General features: G+C 65.0%; 14 protein-coding genes. 6 read left to right on the top strand and 8 right to left on the bottom strand.

The window, feature by feature from the left end; genetic code table 11:
* Window positions 1-13: 13 nt before the first annotated feature.
* Window positions 14-2,848: an excinuclease ABC subunit UvrA gene (gene uvrA, locus CAG29_RS14690; RefSeq protein WP_085694691.1), complete on the bottom strand. Its 2,835-nt coding sequence runs from the start codon at window positions 2,846-2,848 to the stop codon at window positions 14-16.
* A 191-nt stretch (window positions 2,849-3,039) separates the two neighbouring features.
* On the opposite strand from uvrA, the gene CAG29_RS14685 reads away from it, so the two are divergent.
* On the top strand, window positions 3,040-4,437 hold the full coding sequence (locus CAG29_RS14685; protein WP_085585820.1) for an MFS transporter: 1,398 nt from the start codon (window positions 3,040-3,042) through the stop codon (window positions 4,435-4,437).
* Window positions 4,438-4,446: 9 nt separating this feature from the next.
* On the top strand, window positions 4,447-4,971 hold the full coding sequence (locus tag CAG29_RS14680; protein ID WP_085585822.1) for a single-stranded DNA-binding protein: 525 nt from the start codon (window positions 4,447-4,449) through the stop codon (window positions 4,969-4,971).
* Between the two features lie 216 nt (window positions 4,972-5,187).
* On the opposite strand, the gene CAG29_RS14675 is transcribed toward CAG29_RS14680, so the two are convergent.
* The 7 genes from CAG29_RS14675 to CAG29_RS14645 form a co-directional block, all read right to left on the bottom strand.
* The gene (locus CAG29_RS14675; protein WP_085656278.1) at window positions 5,188-6,345 is read right to left on the bottom strand and encodes a glutathionylspermidine synthase family protein; all 1,158 of its coding nucleotides are present in this window, start codon (window positions 6,343-6,345) and stop codon (window positions 5,188-5,190) included.
* Between the two features lie 2 nt (window positions 6,346-6,347).
* Window positions 6,348-7,037 (bottom strand): DUF1190 domain-containing protein, encoded by a 690-nt coding sequence (locus CAG29_RS14670; protein WP_085585824.1) that lies wholly within the window; start codon window positions 7,035-7,037, stop codon window positions 6,348-6,350.
* 17 nt (window positions 7,038-7,054) lie between these two features.
* The gene (locus CAG29_RS14665) at window positions 7,055-7,480 is read right to left on the bottom strand and encodes a DUF350 domain-containing protein (protein ID WP_085633533.1); all 426 of its coding nucleotides are present in this window, start codon (window positions 7,478-7,480) and stop codon (window positions 7,055-7,057) included.
* A 13-nt stretch (window positions 7,481-7,493) separates the two neighbouring features.
* Window positions 7,494-8,144, bottom strand: a complete 651-nt coding sequence (locus CAG29_RS14660; protein WP_085585829.1) for a DUF2491 family protein — start codon at window positions 8,142-8,144, stop codon at window positions 7,494-7,496.
* A gap of 215 nt (window positions 8,145-8,359) precedes the next feature.
* On the bottom strand, window positions 8,360-9,058 hold the full coding sequence (locus CAG29_RS14655) for a PspA/IM30 family protein (RefSeq protein ID WP_085585831.1): 699 nt from the start codon (window positions 9,056-9,058) through the stop codon (window positions 8,360-8,362).
* Window positions 9,059-9,075: 17 nt separating this feature from the next.
* On the bottom strand, window positions 9,076-9,744 hold the full coding sequence (locus CAG29_RS14650; RefSeq protein WP_085585833.1) for a YjfI family protein: 669 nt from the start codon (window positions 9,742-9,744) through the stop codon (window positions 9,076-9,078).
* A gap of 153 nt (window positions 9,745-9,897) precedes the next feature.
* Window positions 9,898-10,452: a cysteine hydrolase family protein gene (locus tag CAG29_RS14645; RefSeq protein ID WP_085656276.1), complete on the bottom strand. Its 555-nt coding sequence runs from the start codon at window positions 10,450-10,452 to the stop codon at window positions 9,898-9,900.
* Window positions 10,453-10,553: 101 nt separating this feature from the next.
* Between CAG29_RS14645 and CAG29_RS14640 the strand changes: the two genes are divergently transcribed.
* From CAG29_RS14640 to CAG29_RS14625, 4 genes are all read left to right on the top strand, one after another.
* Window positions 10,554-11,549 (top strand): GlxA family transcriptional regulator, encoded by a 996-nt coding sequence (locus tag CAG29_RS14640; RefSeq protein WP_085633535.1) that lies wholly within the window; start codon window positions 10,554-10,556, stop codon window positions 11,547-11,549.
* A 42-nt stretch (window positions 11,550-11,591) separates the two neighbouring features.
* On the top strand, window positions 11,592-14,975 hold the full coding sequence (locus CAG29_RS14635; protein WP_085694690.1) for a hypothetical protein: 3,384 nt from the start codon (window positions 11,592-11,594) through the stop codon (window positions 14,973-14,975).
* A gap of 175 nt (window positions 14,976-15,150) precedes the next feature.
* Window positions 15,151-16,287, top strand: a complete 1,137-nt coding sequence (locus CAG29_RS14630; protein ID WP_085694689.1) for a DUF3182 family protein — start codon at window positions 15,151-15,153, stop codon at window positions 16,285-16,287.
* Window positions 16,250-17,008 (top strand): S9 family peptidase, encoded by a 759-nt coding sequence (locus CAG29_RS14625; protein WP_085585843.1) that lies wholly within the window; start codon window positions 16,250-16,252, stop codon window positions 17,006-17,008. The genes CAG29_RS14630 and CAG29_RS14625 overlap by 38 nt, the downstream gene beginning before the upstream one ends.
* Window positions 17,009-17,010: the final 2 nt, after the last annotated feature.

Genomic DNA, 17,010 nt, shown 5'->3' with positions numbered 1-17,010 from the left:
TCATGCCCGGGGATCAGGCCCGGTCGCGGATCAGCAACGGTTTGAGGTAGTGGCCGGTGTGCGACTGCGGCATCTCGGCGACTTCTTCCGGCGTGCCGGTGGCGATGATCTGTCCGCCCTTCGATCCGCCTTCCGGCCCCAGGTCCACCAGCCAGTCGGCCGTCTTGATCACATCCAGGTTGTGCTCGATCACCACCACGGTGTTGCCGTGGTCGCGCAGGCGATGGAGCACGTCGAGCAGTTGCTGGATGTCGGCGAAGTGCAGGCCTGTGGTCGGCTCGTCGAGGATGTACAGGGTCTTGCCGGTGTCGCGCTTGGACAGCTCGCGGGACAGCTTGACCCGTTGCGCCTCGCCGCCGGACAGGGTCGTCGCCGACTGTCCGAGCTTGATGTACGACAGCCCCACGTCCATCAGCGTCTGCAGCTTGCGCGCCAGGGCCGGCACCGCGTCGAAGAACTCCCGCGCTTCCTCGATGGTCATTTCGAGGGTTTCGTGGATGCTCTTGCCCTTGTATTTGATCTCAAGGGTCTCGCGGTTGTAGCGCTTGCTCTTGCACACGTCGCACGGCACGTAGATGTCCGGCAGGAAGTGCATCTCCACCTTGATCAGGCCGTCGCCCTGGCAGGCCTCGCAGCGCCCGCCCTTGACGTTGAACGAGAAGCGCCCCGGCCCGTAGCCCCGGGAGCGGGACTCGGGGACGCCGGCGAACAGTTCGCGGATCGGCGTGAACAGCCCGGTGTAGGTCGCCGGGTTGGAGCGCGGCGTCCGGCCGATGGGGCTCTGGTCGATGTCGACCACCTTGTCGAGGTGATCCAGGCCCTTGATGCTGTCGTGCGGCGCCGCTTCCAGGGTGGTGGCGCCGTTCAGCGCGGTGGCGCTCAGCGGGAACAGCGTGTTGTTGATCAGCGTCGATTTGCCCGAGCCGGACACGCCGGTCACGCAGGTCAGCAGGCCGATCGGGATTTCCAGGTCGACGTTGCGCAGGTTGTTGCCGCGGGCGCCCTTGAGCGACAGCACCTGCTTCTTGTTGCGCGGCGTGCGCTTGGCCGGCACTTCGATCTTGACCCGACCCGACAGGTACTTGCCGGTCAGGGATTCCGGATGCGCCATGACTTCGTCCGGCGAACCCTCGGCCACGATCTGCCCGCCATGGACGCCGGCGCCCGGGCCGATGTCCACCACGTAGTCGGCCAGGCGGATCGCGTCTTCGTCGTGCTCGACCACGATCACCGTGTTGCCGATGTCGCGCAGGTGCTTGAGGGTGCCCAGCAGCCGGTCGTTGTCGCGCTGGTGCAGGCCGATGGACGGCTCGTCGAGGATGTACAGGACGCCGACCAGGCCCGCGCCGATCTGGCTGGCCAGGCGGATCCGCTGGGCCTCGCCGCCGGACAGGGTGTCGGCGCTGCGGTCCAGCGACAGGTAGTCGAGGCCGACGTTGACCAGGAACTGCAGGCGCTCGCGGATCTCCTTGAGGATCTTGTCGGCGATCTCGCCGCGGCGGCCGGTCATCTTCAGGTCGCCGAAATAGTCGCAGGCGTCGCCGATCGGCAGGTTGGTCACCGCCGGCAGGGTCTTCTCGCCGACCCACACGTGCCGCGCTTCGCGGCGCAGGCGGGTGCCGCGGCAATCCGGGCAAGCCTGGGTGCTGAGGAACTTGGCGAGCTCCTCGCGCACGCTGGCCGACTCGGTCTCGCGGTAGCGGCGCTCCAGGTTCGGCACGATGCCTTCGAACGGGTGCGAGCGCTTGACGATGTCGCCGCGGTCGTTGAGGTACTTGAAGTCGACGTTCTGCGAGCCGCTGCCGTGCAGGATGTACTTCTGGTGCTCGGCGGACAGCTGGTTGAACGGCTGCTCCAGGCTGAACCCGTAATGGGACGCCAGGGAACCCAGCATCTGGAAGTAATAGACGTTGCGCCGGTCCCAGCCGCGGATGGCGCCTTCGGCCAGGGTCAGTTCGCCGTTGACCAGGCGCTTGATGTCGAAGAACTGCTTCACGCCCAGGCCGTCGCAGGTCGGGCAGGCGCCGGCCGGGTTGTTGAAGGAGAACAGCTTCGGCTCCAGCTCGCTGATGGCGTGGCCGCAGACCGGGCAGGCGAAGCGCGCGGAGAAGATCATCTCCTCGCCCGGTTCGTCGTCCATCGGCGCCACCAGGGCGATGCCGTCCGCCAGCTTCAGTGCGGTCTCGAACGACTCGGCCAGGCGCTGCTGCAGGTCGGCGCGCACCTTGAAGCGGTCGACCACGACCTCGATCGTGTGCTTCTTCTGTTTGTCCAGCTTCGGCAACTCGTCGAGCTCGAAGAGCTTGCCGTTGACCCGGGCCCGGACGAAGCCCTGGGCGCGCAGTTCTTCGAACACCGACAGGTGCTCGCCCTTGCGCTCGCGGATCACCGGGGCCAGCAGCATCAGCTTGCTGCCTTCGGGCTCGCCCAGCACCAGGTCGACCATCTGGCTGACGGTCTGCGCCTCCAGCGGGATGTCGTGGTCCGGGCAGCGCGGCGTGCCGACACGGGCGTAGAGCAGGCGCAGGTAGTCGTAGATTTCGGTGATGGTGCCGACCGTGGAGCGCGGGTTGTGCGAGGTCGACTTCTGTTCGATGGAGATCGCCGGCGACAGGCCTTCGATGGTGTCGACGTCGGGTTTTTCCATCATCGACAGGAACTGCCGGGCGTAGGCCGACAGGGACTCGACATAGCGGCGCTGGCCTTCGGCGTACAGCGTGTCGAAGGCCAGGGACGACTTGCCGGATCCGGACAGGCCGGTGATGACGATCAGCTTGTCCCGCGGCAGGGTCAGGTCGATGTTCTTCAGGTTGTGGGTACGGGCCCCACGAATCAGGATCTTGTCCAAAGTGGCCTCGCTCGGCGGGCGTCGAAAACACAGGAGTATAAGGCTAAATACTGGATGGATGCACACTATCGGGCGAAGGGATTTTTCCCTTGCATGAAGAGAATTTCATCTGCACGTGTCATAGCGTCGCGATATATCCCGTCAATCGATGGGACTGGTAGAATCGCCGCCGGTTCACACGAGGTTTTTCCATGCACGATCCCCACAGCGAACGCATGAGTGGCAGCGAGACCCGCGCGGCGAGCGGTCTGGCCCTGGTGTTCGCCTTCCGTATGCTCGGCATGTTCATGGTGCTGCCGGTGCTGGCGACCTATGGCATGGACCTGGCGGGAGCGACCCCGGCCCTGATCGGGCTGGCGATCGGCGCTTACGGTCTGACCCAGGCGCTTTTCCAGATCCCGTTCGGGATCATTTCCGACCGCATCGGCCGCCGGCCGGTGATCTACCTGGGGCTGGTGGTCTTCGCCCTCGGCAGCGTGCTGGCCGCCCAGGCCGATTCGATCTGGGGCGTGATCGCCGGGCGGATCCTGCAGGGCGCCGGGGCGATTTCCGCGGCGGTCATGGCGCTGCTCTCCGACCTGACCCGCGAACAGCACCGCACCAAGGCCATGGCCATGATCGGCATGACCATCGGCCTGTCGTTCGCCGTGGCCATGGTGGTCGGGCCGCTGCTGACCCGCGCGTTCGGCCTGTCCGGGCTGTTCCTGGCCACCGGCGCGATGGCGCTGGTCGGCATCGCGATCATCCTGTTCATGGTGCCGCGCTCCACCGGGCCGTTGAGCCACCGCGAGTCCGGCGTGGCCCGCCAGGCGCTGCTGCCGACGCTCAAGCATCCGGACCTGCTGCGCCTGGACCTTGGCATCTTCGTGCTGCACGCGATGCTGATGTCGAGCTTCGTCGCCTTGCCCCTGGCCCTGGTGGAAAAGGCCGGGCTGCCCAAGGAACAGCACTGGTGGGTCTACCTCACCGCGCTGCTGATCTCGTTCTTCGCCATGATCCCGTTCATCATCTACGGCGAGAAGCGACGCAAAATGAAACGAGTTTTGCTCGGCGCCGTGCTGACGCTGATGCTCACTGAGCTATTCTTCTGGCAGTTCGGCGACAGCCTGCGGGCGCTGGTGATCGGCACGGTGGTGTTCTTCACCGCGTTCAACCTGCTGGAGGCGTCCTTGCCGTCGCTGATCAGCAAGGTGTCGCCGGCGGGCGGCAAGGGCACGGCCATGGGCGTGTACTCCACCAGCCAGTTCCTGGGTTCCGCCCTGGGCGGGATCCTCGGCGGCTGGCTGTTCCAGCATGGCGGTCTGTCGGTTGTCTTCCTCGGATGTGCCGGCCTCGCTGCACTTTGGCTGGCCTTTGCTGTTACCATGCGCGAACCACCCTACGTGACGAGCCTGCGCTTGCCGTTGTCGCCCGAGGCGATCCGCGAAGCGGGTCTGGTCGAGCGCCTCAAGGCCCTCGTAGGGGTAACAGATGCAGTGATCGTCGCCGACGAAGCGGCGGTCTACATCAAACTGGATAAAGAATTAGTGGATCGCACCACCCTCGAACGCCTGGTGAACAACCCGGCCGAGGCGGCTTGCGAAGCCTAGGAGAACGTTATGGCCCGTGGGGTTAACAAAGTCATCTTGGTCGGCACTTGCGGCCAGGATCCCGAAGTACGCTACCTGCCCAACGGTAACGCCGTGACCAACCTGAGTCTGGCGACCAGCGAGCAGTGGACCGACAAGCAGACCGGCCAGAAGGTCGAGCGCACCGAGTGGCACCGCGTGTCGATGTTCGGCAAGGTCGCCGAGATCGCCGGCGAGTATCTGCGCAAAGGTTCGCAGGTCTACATCGAAGGCAAGCTGCAGACCCGCGAGTGGGAAAAGGACGGCATCAAGCGTTACACCACCGAAATCATCGTCGACATGCAGGGCACCATGCAGCTGCTGGGTGGCCGTCCGCAGCAGGGCGACCAGAACAACTACCAGCAGGGCGGCGGCAACAACTACCAGCAGTCGGCCCCGCGCCAGCAGGCTCCGCGTCCTCAGCAGTCGGCTCCGCAGCAGCGCCCGGCGCCGCAGCAGGCCGCACCGCAGCCGGCTCCGGACTTCGACAGCTTCGATGACGACATTCCGTTCTGATTCGCTGCTGCATCTGCGCTGAATGAAAAAGGCCCGTCGTTGAACACGACGGGCCTTTTTCGTTGGGGGGAGGCGGTGCCTTGGCTGTCGCCATCGCCAGCAGGCTGGCTCCCACAGGGTTTCGGGGTGAATGCACGATCTGTGTTCACCACAACACTGTGTGGGAGCCAGCCTGCTGGCGATGGCATCAATGAGACCACCACATGGCAGGCCCGCTCAGTCGAGGATCAGGTGCGGCAGGAACCGGCTCGAATCCTTGGTGATCAGGCTGTTGTCTTCCCGTACGCCGATCCCCGCCGGCTGGTCGCCGATCACCCAGGAGCCGATCAGCGTGTAGCTGTCGCCGAACTTCGGTAAAGGCGCGAGTTCCTGCAGGATGAACGGCGCATCGGTGTAGGGCCCGTCCTCTTTGACGGTCAGGCCTTCAGCGGTCTGCAGTTCGATGTTGGCGCCTTCCCGGGAGAAGTACGGCTTGCGCACCCAGCCCTTGGGCACCGCAGCGGCCGGGTTCGGATCGAGGTGGGCGGCCAGCAGGTTGGGATGGCCCTTGTGCATTTCCCACAGCAACGGCAAGACGCCCTTGTTGGAGAGGATGGCCTTCCACGCCGGCTCGAAGAACTGTGTGTCGCACTGGGCGATCGCCGCACCGAACGGTTCGTGGAAGATGAATTCCCAGGCGTGCAGCTTGAACAGGTGGGGGATCCAGCGGTCCTCCAGGTCGACGAAGCGGCCGTCGGCGCTCAGGCCGATGTCTTCGATGTCGATGTGGCGCGATTCGATGCCGGCCTTTTCCGCGATCAGGCGCAGGTAATCCGTGGTGCCCTTGTCCTCGACCGAACCTTTCATCGAGGCGAAATAGAATGGCCGTTTCAGCCGCAGATGGGCGAAGGCCTCGTGCAGCCGGGTGTCGATGCTGTTGAACTGGTCGGCGTGCGCCGGCAGCGTCCCGCGCGCGATGCCCTGTTCCAGCCAGCCCCACTGGAACGCCGCCGCCTCGTACAGGCTGGTGGGGGTGTCGTAGTTGAGTTCCAGCAGTTTCGCCGGGCCGTTGCCGCTGTAGGAGAAGTCCATGCGCCCGTACAGATGCGGATGACCTTCCAGCCAGGACGTTCGGATCATGTCGTAGTACGGTGCGGGAATGCTCAGGCGATCCAGCAGTTCTTCGCTGTGCACCACCCGATCCACCAGATCCATGCACATCTCGTGCAGTTCGGCGGTCGGGTCCTCAAGGTCGTTTTCGATCTGCGCCAGGGTGAAGCGGTAGTAGGCGCTTTCGTCCCAGTAAGGCTCATCGTCGATGGTGTGGAACAGAAAGCCGAGGCTTTCGGCCGTCTGTTTCCAGTCGGGGCGCTCGGCGCACAGGATCTTTTCCATGGTCAGCTGCTCGAGCGACCCCAGCCGCCCCACCCGCTGCGGGCGCTGGACTGACTGCCGAAGCCGCCGCGGGAGGTGGCCGAGGCCACGTTGACCGGTTTGCGGTAGTCGCTGTCGTAGTCCTGCCGGCTTCTGGCCGGCGCCGATTCGATCCGCCGGTTCAGCGTCGAGGTGTCATAGGTCTGGCGCGTGTTGCGTTCGCGGTAGACCGGCGGCGGGCTGTAGGTCGAACGGCTGTTGCTCAAGGCATTGCCGATCAGCAGGCCGGTGAGGAAACCGTTGCCCGAGCCGCCGGACGAGTGGGTGACATGGGTCGTTTGGGCGGCCTGGGCTTCGCCGGCCGGCATCGGCGCATCGGCGATCGCATCCAGGTCCTGCACCGCTTCACCGTTGCGCGGCACCTTGAAGCCGCCGAGCTTGGGCACGAACCGGCCGGCGGAATTCTTCTGACACCAGTCGGCGGCGAAGTCCGCGTCGCAGGCGGCCTTGTCGTCGTAGGCCGGGGCGATGCGCCGGTGTTCGGCCAGGGCCGCGACGTACGCGTCCGAGCAAATGTCCGCCGCCACGTCGGCATCCACGCACTGTTCCACGCTCTGGAAGCTGCGCGGTTGCTCCACCGCACCTGCCTGGCCGGAGATGGCCAGCGCCACCGAGGCGGCCAGGGACATCTGGACGTACTTGCTTCGTTTCATCACAGGCTCCCTGCCGGTCAGTTGGACGGTGTCATGCACGCAGCGTTGAGCATGCCCACGCTGATCGCCACGGCGGCGACATAGATGCCGGAGGCGATTTCGCCGTTGGCGATGCGCTGGGACGTGCCCTTGAGCACCAGGCCGGTGGCCAGGAACGCCAGCAGTTGAACGGCAGCGGCGATCACCGCCCAGAGGACGAAATCCAGGAGGTTGATCGAGTAGGCGATGACGTTGCTGGCCGGGATGGCGAAACCGATGATCGCGCCGGCCAGGGCGATGGCCGCCGCGCTGTTGCCGGCGCGGATCAGCTCGAATTCCTTGTGCGGGGTGATGCGGGTGTAGACGAACTGAAACAGCATGAACAGCAGCACGGCGCCGATCAGGTAGACGACGAAACCGACCAGTGCGGTCTTGTTCAGGGAAACGGACAGCGCTTCCAGCATGGCAAACTTCCTTTTAAACGGTGCTCAGGTCGGTGGTGTACAGCGAGATGCCCAGCGAGGTGCTCAGGCTGACGGTGCCTTCTTCGTCCTGTTCGACGGAGAACAGCAGCAGTTCGCGACGCTCGGTCAGGCCGGTTTCCCGGGCGTAGAGCATCGAGTGGTGTTCGATGGTGTAGGTTTCGTCCGGGTTGGCGACGTGTTCGGTCAGCGGCACCAGTTCGGTCTGGCCGCGTTCGGTGCCCCACTCACGGCTGAACGACACGCCGTCGAGGGAGTAGGTCGGCAGGCCGACGGGGCTCTGGGCGCCGGCCAGGCGCTGCAGTTCCGCGTCGCTGTTGACGGTCACGTAGTCGACGTAGTTGAACAGCGTCACCGATTCGATCTGGTCGTCGCCGGTCACGTGGACCTGCAGCCAGAAATCTTCGTTGTCCAGGTAGTAGCGGTGCAGCTTGTTCGACTGGCCGAGGTCGATCCAGCCGGCGCTCCAGATCGCCTGGGCGTCGGGCACCCGCACCGACGAGCTGCCGTCGAGCAGAAGCCCCAGGGTCGAGTCGAAACGGATTGCCTTGCCCTGCGCCAAGCCGAGCGGGCCGTCTGACGGTCCGGACGCTTGCGGTGCCGTCTGCCAGTTGCTGGTGCCCAGCAAGTCTTTGAACCATCCCATGGGTACTGTCCTTGAGGCGGGTGGAGGTGATCGTCAGCGAAAAACGCGGCTAGTGTACCGGGCTGCGGGCTGAACGAGCAGAGGGATTTGCCGATGGGGGACTGATTGAGGCGGTGGTTCCGCCGGCGCCATCGCCAGCAGGCGGGCTCCCGCCGGTTCCGGATCTTGCGCAACGCTGTGGGAGCGAGCCCGCTCCCACAGGTGGTGCAGGCGGTTTACTGGGCCGACTTCTGCTTCAGGCGCTCAAGGATCGCGTTGGCGCTGCCTTCGTTCGGCGTGATGCCGGCTTCGCGCAGCTTGCGGTCCAGGTCGTTGCCGGTCGAGGCATCGGCCAGTTCGTCCGCCGCGCTGAGCTCGGCGGCGCGCTGTTGCTGCTTGGCCTGCAGACGGTTCAGCGTGCCGACGGCGGTCTCCAGCTTGCCGTTGGCGCCGCCGCTGGCGATGGACGCGCTGACCTGGGCCTTCTGCACGCTTTCGCGGGCCTTGGCCATGTCCACTTGCTGGCGCAGGCTCTTGATCCGCGCCTCGGCCTTGTTGATGTCCTTGCGCATGTTCTCGGCGTAGGTGCCGAACTCGTCGCTTTGCTTCTTCTCGGCGTCGAGGTCGTTGGTCAGGGTCGAGATCGCTTCGGCCACTTCCAGCGCCAGGTCTTCGCGGCCGGCGTTCAGGGCCGACACGGCCTTGGCTTCCAGGTCCTTGATCTTGGCGTCGTACTCGCTCACGCGGTCGGCGGACAGCTTGTGCTTGGCCATGATGGTGACCAGCTCGCGGCGGGCGTTGGACAGGGCGCTGTCGGCATCGCGGATTTCCTGGTCGAGGATGCGCAGGGCCTGCTGGTCGACGATCGCTTCGCCGACTTCGTTGGCGCCGCCGCGCAGTGCGGTGAACAACTTGCTCCAGATGGACTGAGTCATTGGATTTTCCCTGTTGGTTACTTGAAGAAGTGCGCGAAGGCTTCGCTGGCGCGCTGCACGTTGTCGACCAGGGTCTTCACCTCGGTGACCACGTTGGTCAGGCTCGACTCGGCGCTGAGGGCGCCGAACATGTTGTAGACGGTCTGGCCGTTGGGCATGGACTCGATGCCGATGGACGACAGCGGGAACATTTCCCGGCTGCGCAGCACGGCGTCGTTGAAGGCGCGCACGTCGGTGATCGAGTCGATGTCCACCAGCACGGTGTCGACGATGATCTGCGCACCGGCGATGGCGATGTGAATCGGCAGGCCGCCGAAGTCGTTCATCTCCAGCTTGAGGCTGGGTTCGGAGCTCTGGATCAGAGACAGCGTGATCTCCTGCGAAGCGACCTCGTCCAGCGCCTTGAAGGCGGTGTAGAGGCTATCGATGTTCCAGTTGTTGCCTGCGCTCATGTAATTCTCCGACATGAATGAGCCAGCCAGAATCGGTTGGCGTAGCTGTTGCTCCATTTGCTTGAGCACGCCCCGGTTCTCGGGAAGCACCCAAGCTTCGTGTTTCACATAACCGGCGGCCGCCAGGCCCGCGCGCATCTGCTTCATGTAGAAGCTCGACGGTTTCTTCGCGGACGGTGTCGAGCGCACTCCCTTCGGGCTTTTCGGTTCCGCATCGGGGGAGCGGCTTTTCATGGCGATGACTCCGTTATGAACATCTCACGCGTGAGCCACACTACAGCCAATCCAAAGTGCCATCAATGGCTCACGCGTGAGATTTTTTCCGCTGCACGAAAGAAGGCCCGCAACAGGGCGGGCCAAGGTTTTTCCGGTTGTTTCAAACAGCGGTCAGCGGTTGGCCGACAGGAACTCGGCGGTGGACACCACGCTGGCGTAGGCAAAGGCCAGCGACGCCATGAAGGCGGCATGGACGTGGTCGGCCGGCACGGTGAGGCCGTTGAACTCCAGGTCGCGGGTGGCGCAGGCGTCGTGGATCACCGTGACACCGTAGCCCAGGTCCGCGGCGGCCCGGGTGATGCCGTCGATGCACATGTGGCTCATGCTGCCGACCACCACCAGTTCCTTGATGCCTTGCCCGTCGAGCAGCGCCTGCAGTTCGGTGTCGCGGAAAGCATTGACGAAATGCTTGAGCACCACCGGCTCGCCGGCGCGGTTGAGCACTTTGGGGTGCAGCTTGGCGCCGTCGGAGCCGGGGGTGAAGAACGGCGCGTCGGCGGAGGTGAATTCGTGGCGGATGTGGATCACCGCGTCGCCCGTCTCGCGGAACGTAGCGAGCAATTGCGCGGCGTTGTCGGCGGCGGCGTCGGAGCCGGTCAGCGTCCATTTGCCTTGGGGGAAGTAGTCGTTCTGGATATCGACTAGGATGAGCGCTTGCTTGGCCATGGGTGTGTCCTCGAAGGTTGGCGTGTCTGTGGGTTCAGTATTGGCGACGGGGCGCGTTCTGAGGATTGGCCGCCCCGACATTACACAGGGGAAAACTGACAATGGGCGCAGATAGGGCCGTCGTCGAGCTCGGGGTGCTGATCTACCCCGGCGCGCAGATGGCGGCGGTGCATGGCCTGACCGACCTGTTCGCGGTGGCCGACGCCATCGCCGCCGAACATCAGACCGTGCAGCGCCCGCTGCTGCGGGTCAGCCATTGGCGGGCGGCAGACGAACATGCGCCGGCGCGGGTCTACGACAGCCGCCCCGGCCCGGATGCCGGGCTGGTGGCGGTGACGATTCCTCCCTCCATCGGCGGCTTCGATGCGGCGACGGTGCCGGGCGGGCTGATGCCGTGGATGCGGCAGCAACACGCCGCTGGCGCGACGCTTGGCGGTGTCTGCGTAGGCTCCTGGCTGCTGGCCGAAAGCGGCCTGCTGGACGGCCGCCGCGCCACCGCCCACTGGACGGCAGCCAAGGCGTTCGCCGAACGTTATCCAGCCATCGAGCTCAAGGCCGACACGCCGATCGTCGATGACGGCGACCTGATCACCACCGCCGGGCTGATGGCCTGGTCGGAACTGGGGCTGCGGCTGGTCGACCGGTTGCTGGGGCCGAGCGTCGCCAGCGCCACCGCACGGTTCCTGGTGGTGGAACACAGCGACAGCGCCAGCGAATGCGGCAGCAACTTCGCGCCGATCCTCAACCATGGCGACGCGGCGATCCTCAAGGTGCAGCACTGGCTGCAAGGCACCGGTGCGACCGATGTGTCGCTCGCGGCCATGGCCGAACGCGCCGCCCTAGAGGAACGCACCTTCCTGCGCCGTTTCCGCGCGGCCACCGGCCTGAAACCCACCGAGTACTGCCAGCACCTGCGGGTGGGCAAGGCCCGGGAGCTGCTCGAATTCACCAACGGCACCATCGACCATATCGCGTGGACGGTGGGGTATCAGGATCCCGGCGCGTTCCGGGCCACGTTCAAGAAGATCACCGGGCTGGCGCCGAGCGATTACCGGAAGAGATTTGGTAGCATGCCGCCATCACCGGGCCGTGCTTGACGGCCATCGGCCCCGACTCAGGCGATACCGACAAGGATGTTCATGAACGATTCTCCCGACAGCAACCCACGAGGTTCCGCCGGCGGCGCCGCCAGCACCGGCGGGGCGGTCTATGCCGGCTCGGTCGGAGCATGGTGCGCCGTCGAGATGCTGCTGGGCCATGCGGCGTCGTTGCCCTGGAAACTGAGCGACCGGCACAGCATTGTCTCGATCACCTGTGAGAGCTCCACGCAGGTTGACGACCTGGTGCTGCGGCTGCTGCCCGAAGGCTCGGTCTACATTCAGGTCAAGCACGGCCTGGTGATGGGGCCTGAGTTCAAAAAGGCGATGGACCAGATGGTCCGGCAGTTCTGGAGCGACGGTTTCTCCCGCACCGAAGATCGGCTGGTCATCGCGACGGACTCCTCCGCGTCGGGCACGGTACGGGTGGCCGTGCAGCAAGTGCTGAACACGTGCCGCGATCTGGCCAGCGACGCAAAGCTTGAAGGGTGCGTGACCAGCGAGGCGACGGGGGCGGCGTTCAAGCGGTTGAGAACCTGTTTCGTCGACGAGTCGAAAAGACTGAAAAAGACGGATGCGGACATCGAGGAGGGCTTTCGCGGGTTTCTGGGCTGCACCCACCTGTCGGTCTTCGACACGCTCCTGGATCTGGAGCAGCATCACGCGATAGAGAAACTGCGTCAGGTCGTCGATCCGCAGCAGGCTTCGCAAACGTGGACCCTGTTGAATGTCACCTGCCTCGACATGGCAAAAAACCGCAAGTCCGTGGATCGTCCCGGACTCTGGAACATCCTGCGGCGCGAGCGCATCGATGTGTCCCATCACCGGTTGTCGTTGGCCGGGATGCAGGTTCGGCTCGAAGACATACTCCGGGGCATGACCGAGCAGCGGATCGACCAATTGCTGGGGCTGGGGAAATTCATACCCCATCTTTATGTGCCGCGCGTGGATCTGGATCGGCACCTGGAACAGTTCTGCGAGGCGCCCAGCTCCTTGATGGTGATCGTGGGCGGCTCGGGTCAGGGGAAAACTTCCTGGTGCGCGCAACGCGGCCGAACCGTGACGAAACGGCCGACCCTGCTGATCGGGGCGGAAAGCCTGGCGGTCGGCGATGCGAGCCTGAATGACAGTCTGAGCCGGCTCATCGTCGGGTATGTCCAAGAGCACGGCGGTTATCCGCTGCAAGCGCCCGAGCTGGCGCAGTGGCTCAAGCACACGCCGCTGCTGGTGATCATCGATGGCCTGGACCGGGCGTCTTCGTTCAGCGGGCATCTGAGCCAATGGATGGACGCCAGCCTGGCGCAACTGACCCAATCGCAACTGCAACTGGTGCTGACCGGGCGTCAGGAAACGATGGATCGCCTGAAGGCCCCGCTGGAGCTTTCTTCGTTGGTCTATCGACCGCAGAAGGGGGGCTGGCAAATCCGGCTCCAGGAATTCTCCAAGGAGGAGGCTTTCGCCGCCGCCGTTCTGTTGGGGGATGTCGGACTCGCGCGCTACCGGCATCCGAGCATGATGTCGTTCTGTGCGCAGATCCGAGCGCGCAGTGACGATGAGCTTGAGCAGACGCAGATCTTCGATCGTTTCATCGAACATCGCATGAGTCAGGTGATCAATGAACACACGATCCTGGAGGAACAGTTGAGCCTGTTTGTCGAGCGCCTTTCGCGGGCCTTGGCGAATTCGGAGCAAGGGGTGCTGGCCAAGCAAGAAGTGTTTGGCATGCCCGGCTTCGACCCCTCAGCCTATGAGGCCCTCAAGCGGGCCAACTTCATTGTCCAGAACCAAGGTGTGTTCCGCATCGAGCCGGACGAGATCTCGGAGCGCCTTCAGGGGCACCATGTGGATGTGCCGCAAACCATCGCCGGGCTGGATCGGGTCAAGGCGTTCCCCCTGAAGGTGGGCGCCTTGCGCTTTGCCCTGGCTGACCTGGCCCGGCGCGATGCGGGTCGGGCCATCGAACAACTTGAGCACCTGGTCGAGTACGCCGGGCATGAGCGCTTCGGCATCGCCCGCAGCCTGGTCTGTTCGACATTTGAGGCGTTGTCCGATTGGCGCTCGCTGGAGCCTTTGGCGACGAAGCTGGGTGAGGGCTACACAGGCAACAGCATCCTGATGCTGCTTGAGTCCGACAACGCATTGCTTGACTTGATGGCATCAGGGCGCTGGAGCGCCGAACAACGGGTTCGTCTGCTCTGGACACTCGCGACGACGGAATCGGGGTACGACTGGCGCCACAAGCATTGGCAGCGACATGACAGGGTTCCCGGGTTTCATGTGACGCCCTGGCGCGAACGGATGCTGACCGCCATACAGGATCCGCAGTCGGATGCCTGGCGTTTTCTCGTCGAGCGCTTTGACTCGCAGGCGGCCCTCGAGGATTGCGACGAGGCCAAACTCGGGCACCTCGCCCAGGGGGTGTTCTTTCTCGGCGCCGAGACCTGCACCTGGGCGGCGCTCCAGGCTTTGACTCAGTCAGAGGGCAAGGAAAGCGCGGACATGATGGCAATGCTCGCCAGAGAATACGCCGGGCAAGTGCTCGGCCTGATGGCGCAAGTGCAGGCTTCGCCTCTATTTGAGGTGAGGCACAAGCAGGCGCTGGCCCGGGGCCTGTCCGCACTTGCGGTCTCCCCGGAAATCGCGCAGGCCGCATCGGGGTTGATGGCGGCAACGGACGACCCCGAGCTGCGCACCACCTGTCTGCGCATGCTGGCGCGAGGAGGCGATGCGGCGTCGGTGCGGGAACTGATCAACGCACCGGATTTGGCTGATGTCGATGTGGCCGTGTGCCTGAGTTATTCGGGCACGCAGTTCCAGGCATTCGCCGAGCGTGTGTTCGAGCGGGTGCTGCAGCGCGAAGCCGATGTGCAGGCATTGAGCGGCTTTCATTACGGACTGGGAACTCCTGAAGAGGCGGGTGCCCATTTCACTGCGCTGGAGCCGCTTTTCACCCAAGTGCTTGAGCAGTTGCCCGAGGCCGCGTGCCAGCTGGCGCTGATCCTCGAAAGCTACATCCGCAAAGCGATCGGTCACGATGCGGCATGGCCAGGCGTGTTCGAGATGGCTGAGCGCATCCTCTGCTCGGACGACGTGGATGCCCGCAGGCAAATCATTTACGCCTGCACCGGCACGGACAAGGGGGCGTCGGGCATCGAGGGTCAACGTTTGCGTACCCGGATGATTGACACGCTGGTCGAGCGGGAGACGGATCCCGAGAACTTCGAACTGTTGCAGGTGAAACTGCTGTCCGATCAGATCGGTCACCCCGATGCGCCGCGGTGGCTCTCTCGGATGATGGGTAAACAGGCCGACGTGCCCAGCGACAGAGCGGTTCTGCTGGCAGGGTTCAGGGGGGCGCAAACTCAGCGGATCGAAGGGGTCGTGGATGCCGCCCGATCTCTCCTGGGGGGCGAAACGGCTTTGTGACCCCTTTCGTGCAGAATGCCGTGCACTTTCGGCGAGTCGTGCAAAATGCGACAGGCGCAGCGCCATCAGCCCGTGGGCGGGCGCCTGAATCCGGTGGTTTTTTTCGGGGGCGGCACCTGGCCTGATCCCTGCACCGCTTCCGACTGAATCCATCGAACCGCCGGAAGGGGAGCCCATGGCCCCGACATCCCGCAGGAAACTGGTGGTCGCTCATTCGGTGCGGCCCGATGCGCCGCAGCATGAGGTGCAGACCAACACCGCGCTGGCCCGTTGGCTGGCGCAGATACTCGGGCTGAAGTTCGGCGGTGCCTTCGATCCGGCCACGCACCGTGGCCGCGATCTGTACCTGCTGCCGACCCAGACTGTCGTCGGCCCTGAGGCGGCTCGGAACCTGGGCATCCACGGCCCGGACGACCTATGGGGCGGCTACGTCGAGCACGATTTCATCTGCACCAAAGCCATCAGCCACGGACTGCGCAGCCATCAGGCCCATGCGCCGGCGGGGTGGTCGCCGCTGTTTTCCGAGCGGGTGCGCACGGTCGTGCTCGACGGCCTGAGCGTGTTCGCCCTCGAAGATGCGCGGCCCGCCGCCGAGCACCTGCTGTACGGCGGGCCGATCCGCCTCAAGCCGATCCACGCCTGCGCCGGACGGGGACAGGAGGTGATCGCCAGCCTCGACGCCCTCGACGAAGTCCTCGCCCGGCCGGACGCCGCAACGCTGTTCGGCGACGGCGTGGTGCTGGAGCAGGACTTGAGCGAGGTGGTCACCCACAGCGTCGGCCAGTCGTTCATCGGCGATACGGTGCTCAGTTACTGCGGCGATCAGTACTTGACCGAAGACGCGTCAGGCGAAGCCGTCTACGGCGGCTCGAACCTGCTGGCGGTGCGCGGCGGCTACGAAGCCCTGCTGGCGCTGGATCTGGCAGATGACGTGCGGCTGGCCGTCGGCCAGGCCCAGGTGTTCGACCGCGCCGCCGATGAGGCGTACCCGCGCTTCTACGCCTCGCGTCGCAACTACGACATCGCCCAAGGCCTGGACAGCGCCGGCAAGCCGCGCAGCGGCGTGCTGGAGCAATCCTGGCGCATGGGCGGCGCGAGCAGCGCTGAAGTCGCGGCGCTGCAGTGTTTCATCAACGATCCGCAGATGCCGGCGGTGTATGTCTCATCCGTGGAAACCTACACCGACCAGGCCCTGCCGGCGGACGCCATCGAGGTCTACCGGGGGCCGGCGGAGCACAGCGGTTTCCTCCTCAAATACGTGACGGTCAACGCCTATGACGGCCAGAAGCGAAAGCATTCAAATCGACATTGACGACGAACAGATGAGCGGGACGTTCCTCAGTCCCAAATCCAAGGTGCCCGGCGTGCTGTTCGTGCACGGTTGGGGCGGCAGCCAGGAGCGTGACCTGGAACGGGCCAAGGGCATCGCGGGGCTGGGCTGCGTGTGCCTGACCTTCGACCTGCGCGGCCACACCGGCGGCACCGGCATTCCCTTGAGCCGGGTCACCCGCGAAGACAACCTGCGCGACTTGATCGCGGCCTACGACCGACTGCTGGCCCACCCGGCGCTCGACACCTCGGCCATCGCCGTGGTCGGCACCAGCTACGGCGGTTACCTGGCGGCGATCCTCACCTCGCTGCGCCCGGTGCGCTGGCTGGCGCTGCGGGTGCCGGCGCTGTACCGCGACGAGCAGTGGCACCTGCCCAAGCGTGACTTGGACAAGGCCGACCTGCGCGATTACCGCGCCACGTTGGTGCCGGCCGGCAGCAACCGGGCGCTGCACGCCTGTTCGCAGTTCACCGGGGATGTGCTGCTGGTGCAGTCGGAGACCGACGACTACGTGCCCCACGCCACGATCATGAGTTACCGCGCCGCGTGCCAGCAGACCCATTCGCTGACCCACCGCATCATCGACGGCGCCGACCACGGGCTGAGCGATCCGGTGTCGCAGCAGGCCTACACCTCGATCCTGGTCGACTGGATCACCGAGATGGTGGTGGGTGAGCGGCTGAGCATCATCCAGTCCCGCTGAAT

Origin of the sequence: Pseudomonas sp. B7(2017) (assembly GCF_002112745.1) — a bacterium.
In the GTDB taxonomy this organism is placed as follows: domain Bacteria; phylum Pseudomonadota; class Gammaproteobacteria; order Pseudomonadales; family Pseudomonadaceae; genus Aquipseudomonas; species Aquipseudomonas ekonensis.
This window is presented reverse-complemented; position numbering and strand designations above follow the sequence as displayed.

What these genes read in the sequence shown, in the direction of transcription:
- CAG29_RS14675 (WP_085656278.1), bottom strand. Translation starts at nt 6,345, where the DNA reads ATGGAAAAGATCCTGTGCGCCGAGCGCCCCGACTGGAAACAGACGGCC.
- CAG29_RS14660 (WP_085585829.1), bottom strand. Translation starts at nt 8,144, where the DNA reads ATGGGATGGTTCAAAGACTTGCTGGGCACCAGCAACTGGCAGACGGCA.
- CAG29_RS14630 (WP_085694689.1), top strand. Translation starts at nt 15,151, where the DNA reads ATGGCCCCGACATCCCGCAGGAAACTGGTGGTCGCTCATTCGGTGCGG.
- CAG29_RS14670 (WP_085585824.1), bottom strand. Translation starts at nt 7,037, where the DNA reads ATGAAACGAAGCAAGTACGTCCAGATGTCCCTGGCCGCCTCGGTGGCG.
- CAG29_RS14645 (WP_085656276.1), bottom strand. Translation starts at nt 10,452, where the DNA reads ATGGCCAAGCAAGCGCTCATCCTAGTCGATATCCAGAACGACTACTTC.
- CAG29_RS14685 (WP_085585820.1), top strand. Translation starts at nt 3,040, where the DNA reads ATGCACGATCCCCACAGCGAACGCATGAGTGGCAGCGAGACCCGCGCG.
- CAG29_RS14650 (WP_085585833.1), bottom strand. Translation starts at nt 9,744, where the DNA reads ATGAAAAGCCGCTCCCCCGATGCGGAACCGAAAAGCCCGAAGGGAGTG.
- CAG29_RS14625 (WP_085585843.1), top strand. Translation starts at nt 16,250, where the DNA reads ATGACGGCCAGAAGCGAAAGCATTCAAATCGACATTGACGACGAACAG.
- CAG29_RS14640 (WP_085633535.1), top strand. Translation starts at nt 10,554, where the DNA reads ATGGGCGCAGATAGGGCCGTCGTCGAGCTCGGGGTGCTGATCTACCCC.
- CAG29_RS14655 (WP_085585831.1), bottom strand. Translation starts at nt 9,058, where the DNA reads ATGACTCAGTCCATCTGGAGCAAGTTGTTCACCGCACTGCGCGGCGGC.
- CAG29_RS14665 (WP_085633533.1), bottom strand. Translation starts at nt 7,480, where the DNA reads ATGCTGGAAGCGCTGTCCGTTTCCCTGAACAAGACCGCACTGGTCGGT.
- CAG29_RS14680 (WP_085585822.1), top strand. Translation starts at nt 4,447, where the DNA reads ATGGCCCGTGGGGTTAACAAAGTCATCTTGGTCGGCACTTGCGGCCAG.
- CAG29_RS14635 (WP_085694690.1), top strand. Translation starts at nt 11,592, where the DNA reads ATGAACGATTCTCCCGACAGCAACCCACGAGGTTCCGCCGGCGGCGCC.